The sequence below is a fragment of the Limnobacter sp. SAORIC-690 genome (genome assembly GCF_002954425.1).
Lineage (GTDB): Bacteria > Pseudomonadota > Gammaproteobacteria > Burkholderiales > Burkholderiaceae_B > Limnobacter > Limnobacter profundi.
In genome coordinates this window covers 1,449,548-1,466,626 of record NZ_MQVZ01000001.1, presented here as the reverse complement: position 1 = coordinate 1,466,626, position 17,079 = coordinate 1,449,548, and the positions used below count along the sequence as shown (strand labels likewise).

General features: G+C 53.8%; 16 protein-coding genes. 5 read left to right on the top strand and 11 right to left on the bottom strand.

Annotation, left to right across the window (positions count from 1 at the left end; translation table 11 throughout):
• Positions 1-136: 136 nt before the first annotated feature.
• Positions 137-589: a DoxX family protein gene (locus BSZ31_RS06980; RefSeq protein WP_105028136.1), complete on the top strand. Its 453-nt coding sequence runs from the start codon at positions 137-139 to the stop codon at positions 587-589.
• Between the two features lie 43 nt (positions 590-632).
• Here BSZ31_RS06980 and pdeM read toward each other — a convergent pair whose 3' ends face one another.
• The 5 genes from pdeM to BSZ31_RS06955 form a co-directional block, all read right to left on the bottom strand.
• A complete protein-coding gene (gene pdeM / locus BSZ31_RS06975; protein WP_240605665.1) occupies positions 633-1,247 on the bottom strand; it encodes a ligase-associated DNA damage response endonuclease PdeM in 615 nt (204 codons plus the stop codon).
• Between the two features lie 71 nt (positions 1,248-1,318).
• Entirely contained in the window at positions 1,319-3,958 is a 2,640-nt protein-coding gene (locus BSZ31_RS06970) for a ligase-associated DNA damage response DEXH box helicase (protein ID WP_105028134.1), read from the bottom strand.
• 41 nt (positions 3,959-3,999) lie between these two features.
• Positions 4,000-7,410: a bifunctional proline dehydrogenase/L-glutamate gamma-semialdehyde dehydrogenase PutA gene (gene putA, locus BSZ31_RS06965; protein WP_105028133.1), complete on the bottom strand. Its 3,411-nt coding sequence runs from the start codon at positions 7,408-7,410 to the stop codon at positions 4,000-4,002.
• A complete protein-coding gene (gene rocF / locus BSZ31_RS06960; protein ID WP_105028132.1) occupies positions 7,370-8,308 on the bottom strand; it encodes an arginase in 939 nt (312 codons plus the stop codon). The genes putA and rocF overlap by 41 nt, the downstream gene beginning before the upstream one ends.
• On the bottom strand, positions 8,305-9,333 hold the full coding sequence (locus BSZ31_RS06955; protein ID WP_105028131.1) for an ornithine cyclodeaminase: 1,029 nt from the start codon (positions 9,331-9,333) through the stop codon (positions 8,305-8,307). Before BSZ31_RS06955 ends, rocF begins: the two co-directional genes overlap by 4 nt.
• A gap of 137 nt (positions 9,334-9,470) precedes the next feature.
• Between BSZ31_RS06955 and BSZ31_RS06950 the strand changes: the two genes are divergently transcribed.
• The 3 genes from BSZ31_RS06950 (at position 9,471) to BSZ31_RS06940 (ending at position 12,665) form a co-directional block, all read left to right on the top strand.
• A complete protein-coding gene (locus tag BSZ31_RS06950; protein ID WP_105029785.1) occupies positions 9,471-9,893 on the top strand; it encodes an Lrp/AsnC family transcriptional regulator in 423 nt (140 codons plus the stop codon).
• A gap of 94 nt (positions 9,894-9,987) precedes the next feature.
• Positions 9,988-11,763, top strand: a complete 1,776-nt coding sequence (locus tag BSZ31_RS06945; protein ID WP_105028130.1) for an acyclic terpene utilization AtuA family protein — start codon at positions 9,988-9,990, stop codon at positions 11,761-11,763.
• A gap of 140 nt (positions 11,764-11,903) precedes the next feature.
• Complete coding sequence (locus BSZ31_RS06940) at positions 11,904-12,665, top strand: hypothetical protein (protein ID WP_146106628.1); 762 nt, start codon at positions 11,904-11,906, stop codon at positions 12,663-12,665.
• Between the two features lie 78 nt (positions 12,666-12,743).
• Here BSZ31_RS06940 and BSZ31_RS06935 read toward each other — a convergent pair whose 3' ends face one another.
• The 6 genes from BSZ31_RS06935 to BSZ31_RS06910 all read right to left on the bottom strand — a co-directional run bounded on the left by BSZ31_RS06935 (position 12,744) and on the right by BSZ31_RS06910 (position 16,246).
• A complete protein-coding gene (locus BSZ31_RS06935; protein WP_105028128.1) occupies positions 12,744-13,337 on the bottom strand; it encodes a TetR/AcrR family transcriptional regulator in 594 nt (197 codons plus the stop codon).
• Between the two features lie 14 nt (positions 13,338-13,351).
• A complete protein-coding gene (locus BSZ31_RS06930) occupies positions 13,352-13,774 on the bottom strand; it encodes a GNAT family N-acetyltransferase (RefSeq protein WP_105028127.1) in 423 nt (140 codons plus the stop codon).
• 8 nt (positions 13,775-13,782) lie between these two features.
• A complete protein-coding gene (locus BSZ31_RS06925) occupies positions 13,783-13,995 on the bottom strand; it encodes a hypothetical protein (RefSeq protein WP_105028126.1) in 213 nt (70 codons plus the stop codon).
• Between the two features lie 83 nt (positions 13,996-14,078).
• Positions 14,079-14,738, bottom strand: a complete 660-nt coding sequence (locus BSZ31_RS06920; protein WP_105028125.1) for a carbonic anhydrase — start codon at positions 14,736-14,738, stop codon at positions 14,079-14,081.
• A gap of 125 nt (positions 14,739-14,863) precedes the next feature.
• Complete coding sequence (locus BSZ31_RS06915) at positions 14,864-15,640, bottom strand: hypothetical protein (RefSeq protein ID WP_105028124.1); 777 nt, start codon at positions 15,638-15,640, stop codon at positions 14,864-14,866.
• 96 nt (positions 15,641-15,736) lie between these two features.
• Positions 15,737-16,246 carry a Spy/CpxP family protein refolding chaperone gene (locus tag BSZ31_RS06910; protein ID WP_168426886.1) on the bottom strand — a complete coding sequence of 170 codons (510 nt, stop codon included), beginning with the start codon at positions 16,244-16,246 and terminating at the stop codon, positions 15,737-15,739.
• A gap of 136 nt (positions 16,247-16,382) precedes the next feature.
• Here BSZ31_RS06910 and BSZ31_RS06905 point away from each other — a divergent pair, with 136 nt between their 5' ends.
• The gene (locus BSZ31_RS06905; protein ID WP_105028122.1) at positions 16,383-17,069 is read left to right on the top strand and encodes a response regulator transcription factor; all 687 of its coding nucleotides are present in this window, start codon (positions 16,383-16,385) and stop codon (positions 17,067-17,069) included.
• The last annotated feature ends 10 nt before the right edge of the window (positions 17,070-17,079 follow it).

The following is a 17,079-nucleotide window of genomic DNA, read 5'->3' as shown; positions in this document are numbered from 1 at the left end:
GGCATCATGATCTGCAAATAATTATTCAAATTATTTGAACAATTACTGCGAAAAAGGTCACTCGATTTTTGGCAATTGAACGCGCATGATTCGCTCATCGATTCAGTGAATCGCAAACCCAATACGGAGAATTGAAATGACTACAGCAAACACAACACACGCAGGCACGAATGTGCTGGACAATGCCTTTAACTCATCCGCCTCAACCATTGCCCTGATTGGCCGGGTTCTACTGGCTGCCATGTTTGTTCTGGCGGGCTTCGACAAAATCGGTGGGTTCGAGGGCACCGCCGGGTACATCGGTTCTGTGGGTCTGCCTTTTCCAGAAGTACTTACTGTGCTGACGATTGCGGTTGAAATTGGCGCGGGGCTGGCTTTGATCGTCGGCTTCCAGGTACGAATTGCAGCGCTGCTGCTGGCCGGCTTCACCCTGGCTGCCTCAGTGCTGTTTCACAACTACTGGGCCATGCCTGCTGAACAAGCCTATGTTCAGCAACTGATGTTCATGAAAAACGTCAGTGTGGCTGGTGGCCTGCTAATGATTGTGGCTTTGGGTGGCGGCACACTTGGCTTGAGCAAAGGCAAGTAAAAAGCAATCAGTGGGGAAATCAGCGGGCTGAACGGCCCGCTGTTCACACCACAGGAAATACTGCTTCGCCGGCCTGGGGATTCACTGCATAACCGCCCGTGAAAGCACCAAATGAAGGCAGTATGAGCTGATCGGTTTTCAGGTAGAAGCATGGCACTCGGGCTCGGCTTCTGCCTTTTCCGTTCAGCACCACGACCGGGTGCTCATGCCCGGCAAGCACCAAAGCATTTTGCACGGTTTGCGGGTGATGGCACAAAGCAAACCCACCCAGCATGAAAGGCTCCTCCACCACCGAAATGTTCAAATTTGCGGGCGGATCACCCGCTTTGCTGTCGTGATTGCCGCGAATCAACGTCATGGCCAGGTTTGTGTGCTGGGCACGCCAAGCCAGCAGTTTGCCAAGCAAGTCGGGGTTGTGAGCCATTTTTGCATGCAACAAATCGCCCAGAAAATACACCGAAAGTGGATTGAATTCTGCGATACATTCTGAGAGCTTATCCAGATTCTCTTGCGTGGTCCCGGCTGGCACAGGAACACCCAGGCTGCGAAAAGTAGCGGCTTTTCCCAAATGAACGTCGGCGACAAAAAGCGCCTTGTGTGCGGGTGAAAACGCCGTTTTGTGGCGCGACAGTTGAAGTGCGCCAAAAGGTGTTTTCATTGAATGTACTGAAGAGTTTGCTGACAACAAATGCACGGTGAAGATGACCTGAATTGTAATTTTGAAATCTGTTAAACCTGAGCTGCTTTCTCCAGCTCGGCCACCATTCTTGCCACACGATCGCTGAGCTTTTCCGTGCTAACGGTTTCGCGCAATCGCTCAATCAGCAAGGGAAACGCAAAAGGTGTTGGGCGATCAATCGACTTGAACACCAAAGTTTTGCGGTGAATTGCACAAAGCGCTGCCTCCATTCGTTTCAAATCAAGTTCTTGTTCAAGCGCCTCACGCTGGGCCTGGTCCAGCAACAAATTATTTTGATCGTGTTTTTTGAACACCTCAAAAAACAAACCGCTGGAGGCTTGTAACTGCTTTGCACTTTTTCCCGCCCCGGGGAAGCCTTGAAAAACCAACCCCGCAATTCTGGCGATTTCCCGGAAACGTCGCTGGGCGAGTTCAGAAGCGTTGAGACAAGCCAGCACATCCTCAAAAAGATTCTCCGTTGAAAACAAAGGGGCTTGCGCAAGGCTGCCCGCAATCCATTCCTGCCAGTTCACGGGTTCCGCGCTCAACAGCTCAAACCCGTAATCGTTCATGGCAATTGAGAACGTACCCGGTTTGTGCCGCGAGGCACGCCAGGCCAGAAGACTGGCCAAACCAATGTGCACCGTTCGCCCTTCAAATGGATACACAAACAGGTGGTGACCTTCTTTGCTGTGCAGCGCTTCAATCAGCAAGTTGCCCGTATTGGGCAAAGCACTCCAGCGCATCTGCAAAGCCAACAAACTCTCAAGTGCCTGCAGCTCAGGCAAGGCGGTCTTTTTTCCAGAAGAAATAGCCTGATGTGCCAACTCCAGCATTTGCAGGGAGGCGTGAGCAAGTTCACTGCTCAAGGGCATTTTACCGCCCTGCCACTGCGGCACTGTCGCTTTTTTGCGGTTGGCTTTGCGCACATACGCGGTCATGTCACGCACCTTCACCAGTTCAAGCACGCGGCCTGCAAAACTGAAACAATCACCCGTTTTCAGGCGGGCAATAAACCCTTCCTCAATGGTGCCAAGGCGCCCGCCAGTCATCCAGGCCACATGCATGGCGGCATCAGAGACAATGGTGCCCACCGACATGGCATGCCTGCGCGCAATGTCACGCCGCGGCACGCGGTAAATGCCTTCCTCATCGGCAGCCACCCTTTGGTAGTCCGGATACGCCGCCAGGCTTTCGCCTCCCTTTTCTACAAAAGCCAGGGCCCAATCGAACTGGGAGCGGCTCAAATTTTCATACGCACTTGTGGTGCACACTTCGGCAAACAATTCATCGGGTTTAAATCCAGTGCCCATGGCCACAGTCACCAGGTGCTGCACCAACACGTCCAGTGGGGCCTGTGGGCTGAAACGCGATTCAATCTGTTTTTGCTGGGCAGCATGTCGGGCAGCAGCAGCCTCGACCAATTCAAGCGCATGGGTGGGCACCACGGTAATTCGAGAGGGCCTGCCGGGTGCGTGCCCGGAACGACCTGCACGTTGAAGCAGACGGGCAACGCCCTTGGGCGAGCCAATTTGAATCACGCGTTCTACGGGTAAAAAATCCACGCCCAAATCAAGCGATGAAGTACACACCACCGCCTTCAGGCTGCCGTTTTTTAATCCTTGCTCAACCCAATCGCGCACGGTTTTATCGAGTGAGCCATGGTGCAAGGCCAGTAAACCGGCGTAGTCGGGCCGGGCTTCGAGCAAAGCCTGATACCAAATTTCGGCTTGGGAACGTGTGTTGGTGAACACGAGGGTGGATGCAGACTGGTCGATTTCTCGCGCCACAAACTCGAGCTGATTCAAGCCCAGATGCCCACCCCATGGAAAACGCTCAAAGGTGTCAGGAATCAAGCTGTCGATCATCAATTGTTTGGGTAACTTGCCCTGGACCAAAGTGCACTTGGCGTGGTTTTTAACAGGGTGTAGCAGCACATCCATGGCCACCGGCAAGTTACCCAAGGTGGCGCTTAAACCCCACACCTGCAAGCCCGGGTTAATGCGCGCCAGGCGTGCGATGGCCAACTGCAGTTGCACACCACGTTTGTTGCCGATCAGTTCATGCCATTCATCGACCACCAACACTTGCAGTTTGCTCAAGTTGGGCTGGCTGCTGGTGCGCGTGAACATCAGGGTCAGGCTTTCAGGCGTGGTGACCAATGCGAAAGGGGGTTTGCGCAAAATGGCTGCTCGCGCGGCTGAATCGGTGTCGCCGGTTTGCAAGGCCACATCGCAATCACCCGCTAGGGCTGACAGCGATTGTTGCAAAGCCTTGGTGCTGTCAGCAGCCAAGGCGCGCATGGGTGTTATCCACATGACACGGGTTGCAGCGCCCCTTGGCGTGGGAAGTTGTGCCAGCCTAAGCAAGGCACCCAACCACACCGCCAGGGTTTTACCGGCACCAGTGGTGGCATGAAGCAAGCCGCTGTGGCCTTTTTGAAATGCCTTCCACACCTGCAATTGATACTCGAAAGGCTGCCAGCCTTGTGCGTCGAACCACTCCTGAAGATTGGCCAAGGTGAGTTCTGACAACGGCGGCCTATTCGCATGAAGAGCGGCTTCGGGGGCTTGACCTACCATGGCTGGTGCCGAATTTACTGCCCTGTCGGCCGCTTTCTTTTTGCGGCGCAAGGCCTTGAGCTGTGTGCCCACATTGGGGCCTGGCGGAATGCCTCGAAATTCAGACATGGTTTACTGCATTGATGATCCGGTTCCCGATTGTGCCATGGTTAATGCAAACCCGGTTGGTGATCAGCCAGCAGCGTCAAGTTACCACCGATGGCTGCGGTGTTGATTGACAGCACCTGCTCACAAACCAGCCTGTAATCTGGATAAACACCATGCTCATCGCCCAACACCAGAGGAATGATTGATCCGGGGTGCTTGGCCAGGCGATTGCACACCCTTTTCACGATTTCTGTGTTTTCCGGGTGACAAATTACCAGGTTGATATTGCCAAGATCGATTTCAGACAACACCTCGGCATTCACGATCAAATGCAGGTTTCGGTCATCGTCTGCGAGTTCACAAACCGGCACATTCCCGGTGGCCAGCACTGCGTCAATTTGTTGTTCAAGCAAAGCAAGGTCCTTTGCCGTACACCAAACCCGGCCTCGTGGTCGACATCGGTAAAGGTTTTGTTCACCTGTGGGGCCGGGCAATTCGTGGTCCTGCATATTCTTAAGCTGAGGCAGGCGCATCAAGGTAGGCAAATAATGTGGGCCACCGGCTTTGGGGCCGGTTCCCGACTTGCCATGCCCACCAAATGGCTGGCTACCCACCACAGCACCTACCATGTTTCGGTTCACATACACGTTGCCGGCTTGCGTGGTGTTGCAAACCAGATCGATGGTGGATTGAATGCGGCTGTGAATGCCAAAAGTAAGGGCATATCCGGTGGCATTCAATTCGTGAAGCAAGGCAGGCAATTGGTTGGCCTTGAAACGCAAGACATGCAATACCGGGCCAAACACCTCTTGCTGCAGTTCATTCAAGTGCTGTAGTTCGATCAAGGTCGGCACCACAAAGTGACCCGCGAGTGGAAGATTCACACGCTCCGCCCGGAACACAGGACATCCATTTGCGTTCATGTTCTCAATGTGGGCATTCACTGCTTGCCATGCTTCTCGATCAATCAGGGGTCCAAGATCAGTGGAAAACAATGCAGGATCGCCCACCTGAAGTTCCTGCATTGCGGCTTTTAGCAGCTCGATGAGGCTGTCGGCGATGTCCTCTTGCACACACAGCACCCGCAGTGCCGAACAACGCTGCCCCGCACTTCCAAAAGCCGATTCAAGCGCATCTCCAACCACTTGTTCAAGCAATGCCGATGAGTCAACCACCATGGCATTTTGTCCGCCTGTTTCAGCAATCAGCAAGGCGGGGCTTTGCAAGCAGTCACGATTCAACAAACTGGCTTGAATGTGCTTGGCCGCCGCATTGGAACCCGTGAACAAGACGGTATCCACTGCTGGATAACTGCATAGCCATGCACCCACTTCCCAATCGCCATAGACCAGCTGCAACACCTCAACAGGCACGCCTGCCTTATGCAACAGCGTTGCTGCATAACATGCAATGTGCGGCGTTTGCTCGGCGGGCTTGGCAACCACCACGTGCCCACTGGCCAGTGCACCCACCACCTGCCCCACAAAAATGGCCAAAGGAAAATTCCAGGGGCTGATGCACACCGCAAGGCGCGATGTTGATTTGGATTGCGACGCAAGCAAGTTGGAAACCTGGGCTGCATAGTAGCGGCAAAAATCAACGGCCTCGCGCACTTCCATGTGGGCATTTGGGATGGTTTTTCTGGCTTCGTGAACCAGCAGGTTAATCAATTGAAGGTGATGACTCTCAAGCAGCTCCGCTGCTTGCAACAAGACAGCCGCCCAGTGTGCTGGCCCTTTCTCAAACCAGTCGCTACCCGTGCTGCGCGATCGAAAAGCAACACCCAATGCGGATTGCACCTGCCCATGTGTGCCGTAAGCCAAGGGTTCCAAATCCTTAAAGGTTCCGCTACCCACGGCTAGATGCAGTTGCTGCACAGTGCGTTTGCAATACAAATCAAGCCCGCTTGAGTTCAGGCGATTGGCACCAAACAAATTCGGTGCAGGTACGCAGGCTGGGTTGCTTTGAACGCCATGCCTACGCAAGGTGAGAACCGGGTGTTCCAGCAGTTCATTCACGTGTACATTCGGATCCACCATCTGGTTGACGAAGGAGGTGTTGGCACCATTTTCCAGCAAACGGCGCACCAGGTAGGGAAGCAATGTTTGGTGAGTGCCCACAGGCGCATAAATCCTGGCACGGCTGTAAAGCCCCTCACCCATGCCATGCAAACACTGCATCTCGAACTGCCGAATATTCAGTTGCTCGGCCATGTGCTGAACAGCGGCGTAGGTGTGGGCGTTGTGGGTGGCAAATTGTGGGTAAATGAAATTGGCATTGCGCAACATCAGCTGCGCGCAACACAGGTACGAAAGATCGGTGTGAACCTTCTGGGTAAACACCGGGAAATGTGCCAAACCTTGTATTTGGCAACGCTTGATTTCACTGTCCCAATATGCACCTTTGACCAATCGAACCTGGATAACCCGTTCACTGGCGCGTGCCAGTGCAGCAATAAACCGAACCACCGCGGTCGCTCGGGTTTGATAGGCCTGAACCGCCAACCCAAGACCATTCCAGCGCTTTAATTCAGGCTCGAAGGCCAAGCGTGCGAACAGGTCGAGTGATAATTCCAGACGCTCGCTTTCCTCTGCATCCACATTGAAGGCAATGTTGTGCTGCCTGGCTGAAAGTGCCAGTGTGTACAGCCGCGGGTAGAGTTCGGCTTGCACACGTTGTTCTTGCCACACGGTATATCGCGGATGCAATGCCGACAACTTCACAGAAATACCGTGACCATCGATTACGCCTTTGGAGTTACTTTGCCCAATCACATGGATTGCATGCAAGTAGCTGCTGAAGTAAGCCTGCGCGTCCGCTTCACACAAAGCGGCTTCACCCAGCATGTCGAAGGAATGGGTAAAGCCCTGCGAGGATTTCTCACGGCTGTTGCGCAAGGCCTCCTCAATGGTTTGGGCGGCAACAAACTGCTGCCCCATGAGTTTCACTGCCTGTTCCACCGCAGCACGCACCAGGCCTTCGCTGCTGCGTGCGATCAAGCGCCGCAGGGTGGAGTACAGGGTACCGCCATCGGGAATTTGAATCCAATGACCAGCCATGAACAAACCCCAGGTGCCTGCATTCACAAACAGGGAGGTGCTGTTCCCCAAGTGAGCCGCCCAATTCGCATGGCTTAATTTGTCGCGAATCAAATCATCGCGTGTTTGGGTATCCGGAATTCGCAACAGAGCCTCGGCAAGACACATCAGCGCAACGCCCTCCTGGGTGGACAAGCGATACTCCGCCATCCACTGGTGGACGCCTGCACGGTGCTTTTGCACCTCGTGTAATCGCTTTACATGCCCGAGTGCGGCCTGTTTGATGACATCAAACCCGGTGTCAGGCCAATCGCATTGTTCAAGCAGGTTGCGCACTCGCTGTGTTTCATCCACCCGAGTCAGTGCATCTATTTCAGTGCGCAAACGGTCCAGCTCAGCCTGCATGTTCAGCCCAATCAAACGAACGCTGCACATGCCGCTCCCAATGCGGATTCAGAAGAACTGTCAGCAACTCCACTGCACGCTGCGCACTGCTGCCAGTGGGATCTGCGGCAGGGTTTAACTCAACCAGATCGACCGACCCGACACAACCGGTTTGAGCAATGCGCGCCATGCAATATCGAAGCGAATCGAGCTGCAAGCCACCGTCTTCCGGGGTACTCACGCCGGGTAACACCAAGGGGTCAAGGCAATCCACATCGAGGCTCACGTGCAAATGCGTACCCGGCTCAATGTCGCTCAGTGCAATATTCATGGCCCGAATAATTCCACGCCCTTGTATGTGCCGCATGGTAAGCATGGGCAAAGCCGCACGGCGCACCGCGCGGCGCTCCTCGGGATCAACAGAACGCACGCCCAACAATCGAATTTGAGAAGCGCGCAAGGCTGGGGCAAACCCGGCAAGCTCGGTCAACTCAGAAGGTCCCTGACCGCACAGCGCGGTCAATGGCATGCCATGCATATTGCCGGTGATGGAAGTATTGGCCGTATTGAAGTCTGCATGCGCATCCAGCCACAACACGCGCAGTTCTTTGTTCTGACGTTGGCAATTCGATGCCACCGCACTGATTGACCCCATGGCCAGCGAATGATCGCCACCCAGCAATACGGGAATATCGCCAACATTCAATGCGTCGGCCACTGCGGCAAACACTGCCCGATTCCATGCCAGTACCTCATGGAAATTCCGATACCCCTGCAACTCGACATGCGGTTCAGATGTCAGTATTTTCAGATCACCGCGGTCAATCACTTTGCAACCGATTTTTTGCAAACCTTGCTGAACACCTGCATGCCTCAGTGCACAAGGCCCCAGCGCAGCACCGGCCATATTTGCGCCGGCGTCGCACGGGGCACCGATCAGTGAAATCATACGACCTCCCCGTGTTTCAACCAACTGTACAAGTTCTTGGGATCCGGCAGTTCAGGGATCAACGACAGTAATTCAAGCTCACCCTGTGCAAGCGCCAACCGGTGCATGTAGCGCATCGCAGAAAAATCCTCGAGTGCAAAACCCACCGAGTCAAACACAGTGATTTGATCGGGCGCTGTGCGCCCGAGCGCAAAACCAGTCAGCACTTCCCACAACTCCGTCACTGGAAAATCCTTGGGCATTTGCTGGATCTCACCCTCAATCCGTGTTTGCGGTTCATATTCAACAAATACGCGGGCATCGCGAAGAATATCGGGGTCAAGCTCGGTTTTGCCGGGGCAGTCGCCGCCGATGGCATTGATGTGAACGCCTGGCCTGAGCATGTTTTTGGTCAACACGCTGGCATGGGTTTTTGCGGCTGTGGCAGTGGTGATCACGTCAACCTCACGTACAGCTTCCGGGACACTTTTGCACAATATAGTCTTCAAGCCGAGTTCATTCAAATGATTGGCCAGTTTTTCAGTGGCCGAAAGATCGGTGTCGTACAAATAAAACGTGTCAATGCCGAGCAGCTCTTGAAACGCAACGGCCTGAAACTCGCTTTGGGCACCATTGCCAATCAGCGCCATGCTGCGCACCGCTGGGTTGGCCAAGTGCTGCGCTGCCAGTGCAGAAGTCGCGGCAGTGCGCAACGCGGTCACCAACGTCAATTCACTGACAAACTCCGGCAGGCCGGTTTCTACACGAGCGAGAACACCAAAGGCCATGACCGTGGGCAATTCATGCCGGTGATTGTTGGGATGCCCGTTGACGTACTTAAAACCATAGGTTTGTCCATCACTGATTGGCATGATTTCAATCACGCCCTGTGCAGAATGACTCGCCAGACGCGCAGACTTGTCAAACTGTTCCCAGCGCTTGAAATCGTGATCAATCTCGTTAACCATTCCCCGAATACAGTGGGCCAGACCAGTCCGTGAAATCAGTGTTGCCGCGCCTTGCGCGCTCAGGAATAAGGTGCGCATCGCATACCCCCTCACCTGCTGAATTGCGAGTAGAAATACCATTGTGCTGCCCAGTGAAGGCAATCAAAAGCACACAATTTGCTTACAAAATGGCAATTTTCTTGCACAATGACAGCATCAACCTACACTTCGATAGCATGGATGCTTTAGATCACCAACTTTTGGGGCTACTTCGTACCAATGCCAGGTTAAGCATCGCGGCATTGGCCCACCATCTGAAGGTGTCCCGCGGCACAGTGACCAATCGAATCAACAAGCTGGAGAGCTCCGGCGTGATCGTGGGCTACAGTGTCAAATTGCGGCCCGACACAACACCCAATCTGATTGTCGCCTGGATGAGTATTTTGATTGAAGGCAATGACAGCCGCACCGTACTGGCGAAGCTGCTCGGGGAACCTGGGGTAACCGCCATTCACAGCACCAATGGACGGTGGGACTTGCTGGTTGAGTTGCAGGCAGAAAACCTCACGGGGCTCTCAGGAATCTTGGAACGAATTCGACTCATCAAAGGGATTAGCAACACCGAGACGAGTATCCATCTGTCAAGTTACAAAAGCTGAGCAGACACAGGCTTGTATTCAAACAAACGTTTGATTTGGAACAAGCGGCTTTGTTATGATGTTTCTTTGAAAATCATCGACAGGCCAACTAGACATGCCAATTCCACAATCGATTAAAATCGGCGGCGCCTGCGGCTTTTGGGGCGACAGCAGTTTGGGTACGGAACAACTGCTCAAGGTGCCGGGAATTCAGTACATCACCTACGATTACCTTGCGGAACTGACCCTGGCCATCATGGCGGGCATGCGGATGAAAAACCCGGAACATGGTTACGCACTCGACTTCATTGACCTGATGAAGAGAGCCCTGCCCGCGGCCAAATCCAAAGGCATCAAGATTATTGCCAATGCAGGTGGTCTGAACCCTGCGGGTTGTGCGGCCGCCTTGCAACAGGCAATGACTGAAGCAGGCCACACCATTCGAATTGGTGTAGTCAGCGGCGATGACGCGACAATTACACTTGGCCAACTGCGCAAGGATGGCGTTGAATTGCGAGACCAGCATTCAGGCCAGGCTGCGCCGCCATTTTTCCTGACGGCCAATGCCTACCTGGGCGCTTTTCCCATAGCTGCTGCACTGGATGCAGGCGCTGACATTGTGATTACCGGTCGCGTGGTTGACAGTGCCATGGTGTTGGGTGCTTTGGTGCATGAATACAGGTGGCAAACCACAGACCTGGACCAACTGGCGCAGGGCAGCCTGGCAGGTCACATTGTGGAGTGTGGCGCGCAAGCCACCGGCGGGCTGTTCACAGACTGGCAACGAGTGCCCGACTGGGCCAACATTGGTTACCCGATTGTTGAAGTGGCTGCAGATGGCAGCTTTGAATTAAGCAAACCGGAAGGTACAGGCGGATTGGTGAACAAAGCAGTGGCCACCGAGCAGTTGCTTTATGAAATTCATGACCCGGCCAACTATGCCCTGCCCGATGTGGTGTGCGATTTCACCACGGTGAATATTGAAGAAACTGGCCCGAGCCGGGTACGGATTGATGGGGCGACTGGCAAAGCTCCCAGTGACCAATACAAGGTGTGTGCCACTTACCCGGAAGGTTTTCGGTGTATCGGCATGCTGTCGATTGTGGGGTTTGATGCGCAGGCCAAGGCAAGGCGCACAGGCGAAGCAATTCTGGAACGCACACGCGCCATGTTCAAGCGACAAGGTTTGGCAGACTACACCCGCACATCCATCGAAATCATTGGCAGTGAAACCGATTTGGGCCCACATGCACAGGTGCAGTTGGGTCACGAAGCCATGATGCGCATCGCAATTACGCACAGCGACAAAAAAGCTGCAGCAATTTTCTCTCGTGAAATTGCCCCGGCAGGCACCAGCTATGCGCCTGGGACCAGCGGCAACTTTGGCATGGGACGCCCCAATGTAACCCCCTTGGTAAAAATGTTCAGCTGCTTTGTGCCCAAACACATGCAAACCGCAGTGGTGAAGTTGGGCGGAGAAAGCATTGGATACCAAGAGCCAGAACATCCCAAACCCAGCGCCGATATCCCTCACAGCGCCGAAAAGTCATTGGACAACATCTCGATACCCGGTGAGTTGTTGGGCAAACCCTTGATTGAAATCGCGCATGGCCGAAGCGGTGACAAAGGGGATACCAGCAACGTGGGTATCGTGGCCAGAAAGCCTGAATATTGGCCATTGTTGCGGCATTTACTGCGCCCCGAGAACGTAAAAAACTACCTGGCGCACCTGGTAAAAGGTGAGGTTCACACTTTCGAGTTACCTCAAGTTCAAGCCTTTAATCTCGTTATGAAAGAAGCACTGGACGGCGGGGGAATGACCTCCATGAGAAATGATCCACTGGGCAAGGGCATGGCCCAAGTGCTGCTGAACATGAAAATTACCGAATAATCTTCACCTGTTTGAAGGGGTACACCACGTTGGGCGGACCCCCTAGCTAGTTATCTTTTTCCTACACGGTGTCTCCGTTAGTGAAAGTGTGAGGCGAGATCCAGAGAGCGCCTACTACACCCAACAAACAGGAGAACACCATGCAAGTTAAACAGATCGCAATCGTTGCAGCCATCGCTTCCTCTTTCGCAATGCCCATGACAGCCAAGGCTTCTGACATTGCCACCTTGAACGGCTGGGGCGCTTTGTTCGCCGCTGCGCACTCAGGCCAGCAGGCTTCTGCCCAAGGTCAGGCACAAGGTGAAATCAAGGTCAGCCTGTTCCAGCGCCAGCAACCACCTGCCGCGCAACCTGCACCAGAAGCCTCGCCAGAACCAACACCAGTGGCTGAACCAACCCCCACCAACGAACCTGCACCCACTGCTGAAGCCCCCGAAATGGAACAACCTGAAGCAGGTGATCAAACCGCTGCAACTGGTGACAGCGTGGGTGAATCTGCCGAAGCAGGTCAAGACAACGCTGGCCAGGCCATGGCGAGCGCCAACGCAAGTCTGAGCGCCACGGTGACCTTGAGCGGTGAGCAACTGGGCCAGGTGTTGAATACAGTCGATGGCGTATACCAGACAGCAGGCACCGTGGTTGAAGGTGTCACCGGTGGTGTCTTGGGCACCGTGCAAAATGTGGCCAACATGACCTCCGGCGCAAATATGGCTGCCGACATGGCCAGCACAGGTTCACTGGATATTGCAGGCTTGGCCACGGCCAACATGGCTGGTAATTTGAGCGCAACTGCCAGCATGATGAATGCCGGCCAGTTGGGTGCGATTACTGCGATGACCTCCAGCTTGATCCAGAATGTGATTGCTGCACGCCCAGCTTCACTGACAGGTTTGCTGCGTTAATCGCAAAAACTCAGCAACAAAAAACCCTTGCTGGCGGTTATCCAAACCAGCAAGGGTTTTTGCTTTGCGCAGCGAACATCAAGCGTGCTGCGACAAAAAGAAGGTCACTACTTTGTCAGAAAGCGTGTCCAGGTTATCGCCCCTCTTGGGTTTGTACCAAGTCACCATGAAGTTCATGGCACCCAACACCATCAAGCGTGCAAACTTGGTGTCACCACCCAGAAAACCGGCATTGTGCAAGCCGTTCACAGCATTTTGCCAAATGGCATCGTATTCATCTTTAGTGGCAATCAGCCTGCGCTGGTGCACCTCGTCCAAGCAACGCCAGTTGTATAGCATCACCGGAATGAAGTCGTTGCCGTCCTCGAGGATAATGCTGAGGTGTACTTTCACCAGGGCGCGAAACTGCGCGTCGGCTGGCAAGTTCGGTTTGACGACAGCACGGGTTTTTTCAAGCCCCTGGCGCAAGCCTTCCTCAACCACCGCCACCAGAATGTCTTGCTTGCTGGCAAAGTGATAAAAGGGGCTGCCGCACTGCATACCAACCGCATTGGCAATCGCCCGCATGCTGGCTCCGTCATATCCCTTGTCGCGAAACAGCTTGGCAGCAGCGCGAATAATATCGCCACGCCGCCCGTCATCGTGTTTTTGTTCTTTCAATACTCTAGCCACAACCCAGTCCTTTTTTATGTTGTCAGGTCTCGCACCATCCACTGGTGGGGTATTCCCACCTCCATGTGGGAATCACCACACGGTGCAAATCCATGTCGACTGTAAAATTCCATCGCCTGCTGTTGCGCACTCAGGCGCACTTGCGGCAAATTTTTGTCTTTCGCCACCGCCAGCAAAGCCAGCAACATGGCACTACCGATTCCCTGGCTTCTGAATTCAGGGAGTACAGCCATTCGGCCAATTTTGCCTTCAGGCAACAACCTTGCCGTGCCCACGGGCTTGTCGCCTAACCAGGCAAGAACATGCGTAGAAACCGAGTCGTATTCATCCCATTCTTCGGATTCATCAATGCCCTGCTCTTGAACAAAAACAGAACGGCGAATGGAACTGGCCCACTCGCCGTTGATCAACCAACTGGAACAGTCAATCCGAATCAACGAATCGATCAGCCCAATGCAGCAAATTCAGCGTCCACGGCTTCCAGCATTTCCTGGGTAATCAAACCACCGGAAAAATTGGCCACAACAGCCAATGGGAAACCTTTGCCCATGCCGATTTGCGGGTGTGTAGAAATGCCGGGCATGTGTTTTTCCAAAATTGCTGCGGTTTGGGGGTTGTCCAGCAAATCGCCCAGTTTGGATTGGGTTGAGAAAGCCATGTAAATCGTCTCCTAGAATTTTAAATGAACCCACAATTCAAACAAACGCTTGAATTATTTCCTCATTCTAGACCAAGAATCGATCAGCTGTAACGCTTTTTCAGTGCAGCCACTGCCTCGGTGTAAATCTTGTCGAGATCCTTGGGGTCCGAAATGGAAATTTGGAGGTTCCGTACAATGCCATCTTTCAGGCTATACAACCAGCCGTGAACCGTGAGGTCTTGTCCACGCTCCCACGCATCCTCAATCAAAGTGCTCTCGCACAGGTGTTTCACCTGTTCAATTACGTTTAACTCGCACAGTTGATCGTGGCATTTCTGTTCAAGGGCAGCATCGCAGGTTACCAGCCCATGCCTGCGTGCCAACTGATGAATTGGACGCACCCACGCGTCAGCCAAACCCACCCTGTCACCCCGCATCGCCATGCGCACGCCCGAGCAGCCATAATGACCACACACAATAATGTGTTTGACCTTTAAAAACTCAACAGCAAACTGCGTGGCCGATTGCCCATTCAAATCGCCATGAAACACCTGGTTGGCCACGTTGCGGTGTACAAAAACTTCACCGGGTAACAAATTGACAATGGTATTGGCGGGCACTCGGCTGTCAGAACAACCAATCCAGAAGTACTCCGGGGATTGCTGATTCTCGAGGCGTTTAAAAAATTCGGGGTCTTTGTCCACTTGAGCCGCAGCCCAGGTTCGGTTGGCATCTAGAAGGTGTGAAAGATCTTTGGACACGGTGCTCGCCTGTTGAAATCAAGACCCTTATTTTACTGCAGCGCAGCATGGTGTACCACTGGGGAGAGCCCGGAGTGACACTTTTGCGCCACCCCGCTCCATTGGCAGAAATTCCGGACCGGGTTTTACTCGACCTGCGACACGTAGCTGACCGACAGAACATCGTCGGGACTGGCCGTGCTGCGGCCTTTGGTGTAACCAAACTGCAGGGCTGAAGTGGTGTCCAGCGCATACACTGCTGAAATTGCCCGTTCCTTGCGCTTCTCAGTACCCGCAAGCAGCTCATCCCGCTGAGAGGTGGTCAGATTGACAAACAAAGAATCGCCCAATGGGAAATTCACTCCCACGGTGGCGTAGTTGCCATTGAGCAAGGGGAGCTCTGGGGTATCACCGTAGTACTGGCGACCCAGCACTGCGGTCAGTCCGAATCCATTGTTAAAGCGATAGGCCAGGTCAGTCTGAATGCCGTAGTCTGTCTTGCCTGTGCCAAGCCCCCGGTCTTCATTGCCAGTAGCAATTTTCACCAAGCCTGTTGCCGACATGGCAAAGCCCTTGGTTTGAATGCCGCCGATAATATCGGTAGTGTATGTGGCCACCATATCACCCAAGCCTTGCTCACTGCGACGAGCCGGGCCGTTGGTGCCCGCCACTGTACCCGCAACCAGGGTACCAGGACCTTCCAGTGAAATGTAGGGCACAAACAGGGAAGCACGATACCCCTCGCCTACCAGGGTTGCACCCAGGGTGAAGGATCGGGCCTTGATTTCCTGTGGTTGACCAAACTTGCCCGACAAACTGTCGAAGCTGTAGGTCATGAGCAAGCCCGGAGGGGCTGCAATTGCAGTAGTGCCGGCTGCTGTCAAAGTGCAGGCCAATGCGAGTCGAATAAAAGATTGCCCCATTAACTGTCTCCTTTTTTTGAAACAGTATAGGGGCAAAAGCACAGCTGCTGGAATACTTCAAAAGGTGGTTGGGAAAGTACCTACAAAATTCAGGTATTACATGGCATTACTTGCACTCTCCGCCTTGCGTTTGTTGTAGCGCCCCTTCATTTTCTCTTTCCATTCGGCACGAATTACTTTCGCCTTCTCGCGCTGTTCGGGTGTCAGTACTTTGTAGATCTCGTGCTGGGTACGCAGCATGCTCAATTTGGTGGCACGTTCCTGTTCCTGTTGCTGGGCAATCAGTCGCTCCGCTTTGGCGGCATCGAATGTGTCTTGCTCAACAATCGACTTCATTTCTTCGCGGTGTGCGCGGCGATCACTCATGGCTGCTTTCATTTCGGTCCTTTGCTTGTCCATAATCTGTTTCACCTGCGCCTGCTGAGCCTCGGTCAAATCAAGCTGCTTCAACATGCCCATGCCACCATGCTTGTGGTGGTGACGCATTTCCGAATGCTGCTTTTTGCCACCTTCCTCGTGATGACCTGCGTACGCACTCATGGGAATCGCCATGGCCATCGCGGTGACAGCAATCATTTTCTGGATGGTCAGTCTGGATACATTCATTTGTCTACTCCTTGTGTAATGGACAACTGCATTGTGCAAAACCGGCTTGTAAACGAGGATGTAGGCTGTGTAAAGATGGGTAAAGCGATTGCAAACAAGTGCGCATCTACCCAGGCTGCCGAGTAATATTGAAGCCATGACGAAAATACTTCATATCGACGACGACATTGAACTGGGCGAAATGCTGTGCGAATATCTGCGCGGCGAGGGCTTTGAGGCCGAGCATTGTGCCAACCCAATCGAGGGTTTGAAAAAACTGGCGGACGATCAATACCAGCTTGTGGTGCTCGATGTCATGATGCCGCAGCAAAGTGGGCTTGAAACCCTGAAACAGATTCGGCTGAAGTACAACACCCCAGTGTTGATGCTGACCGCACGGGGCGACAACATTGACCGCATTGTGGGGTTAGAGTTGGGTGCCGACGACTACGTGCCCAAACCTTGCCTGCCCCGTGAAATTGTGGCCCGTGTCCGTGCAATTTTGCGGCGCGCCAATGATTCCAACAACGCACCGAAGCAAGCACTTCAGTTGGGCCCACTGGAGGTGCAGCCCGCCAAACGCAAGGTGCTGTTAAACGGCAACGAGGTAGAACTGACAAGCGCCGAGTTCAACTTGCTGGAGGTTTTGGCCAGCCATGCAGGCCAGGTGGTCAGCAAGGCGGTGCTGAGCGAACAGGGTCTGGGGCGCCCGCTGGAGCGGTTTGACCGCAGCATTGATGTGCACTTGAGCAGCCTGCGCAACAAACTGAATCTGAACGATGAGCGCCTACCCTTGACCTTGCACACCATTCGCGGGCAGGGCTATCAGCTCAGTCTCGATTAGCCAGGGCTAC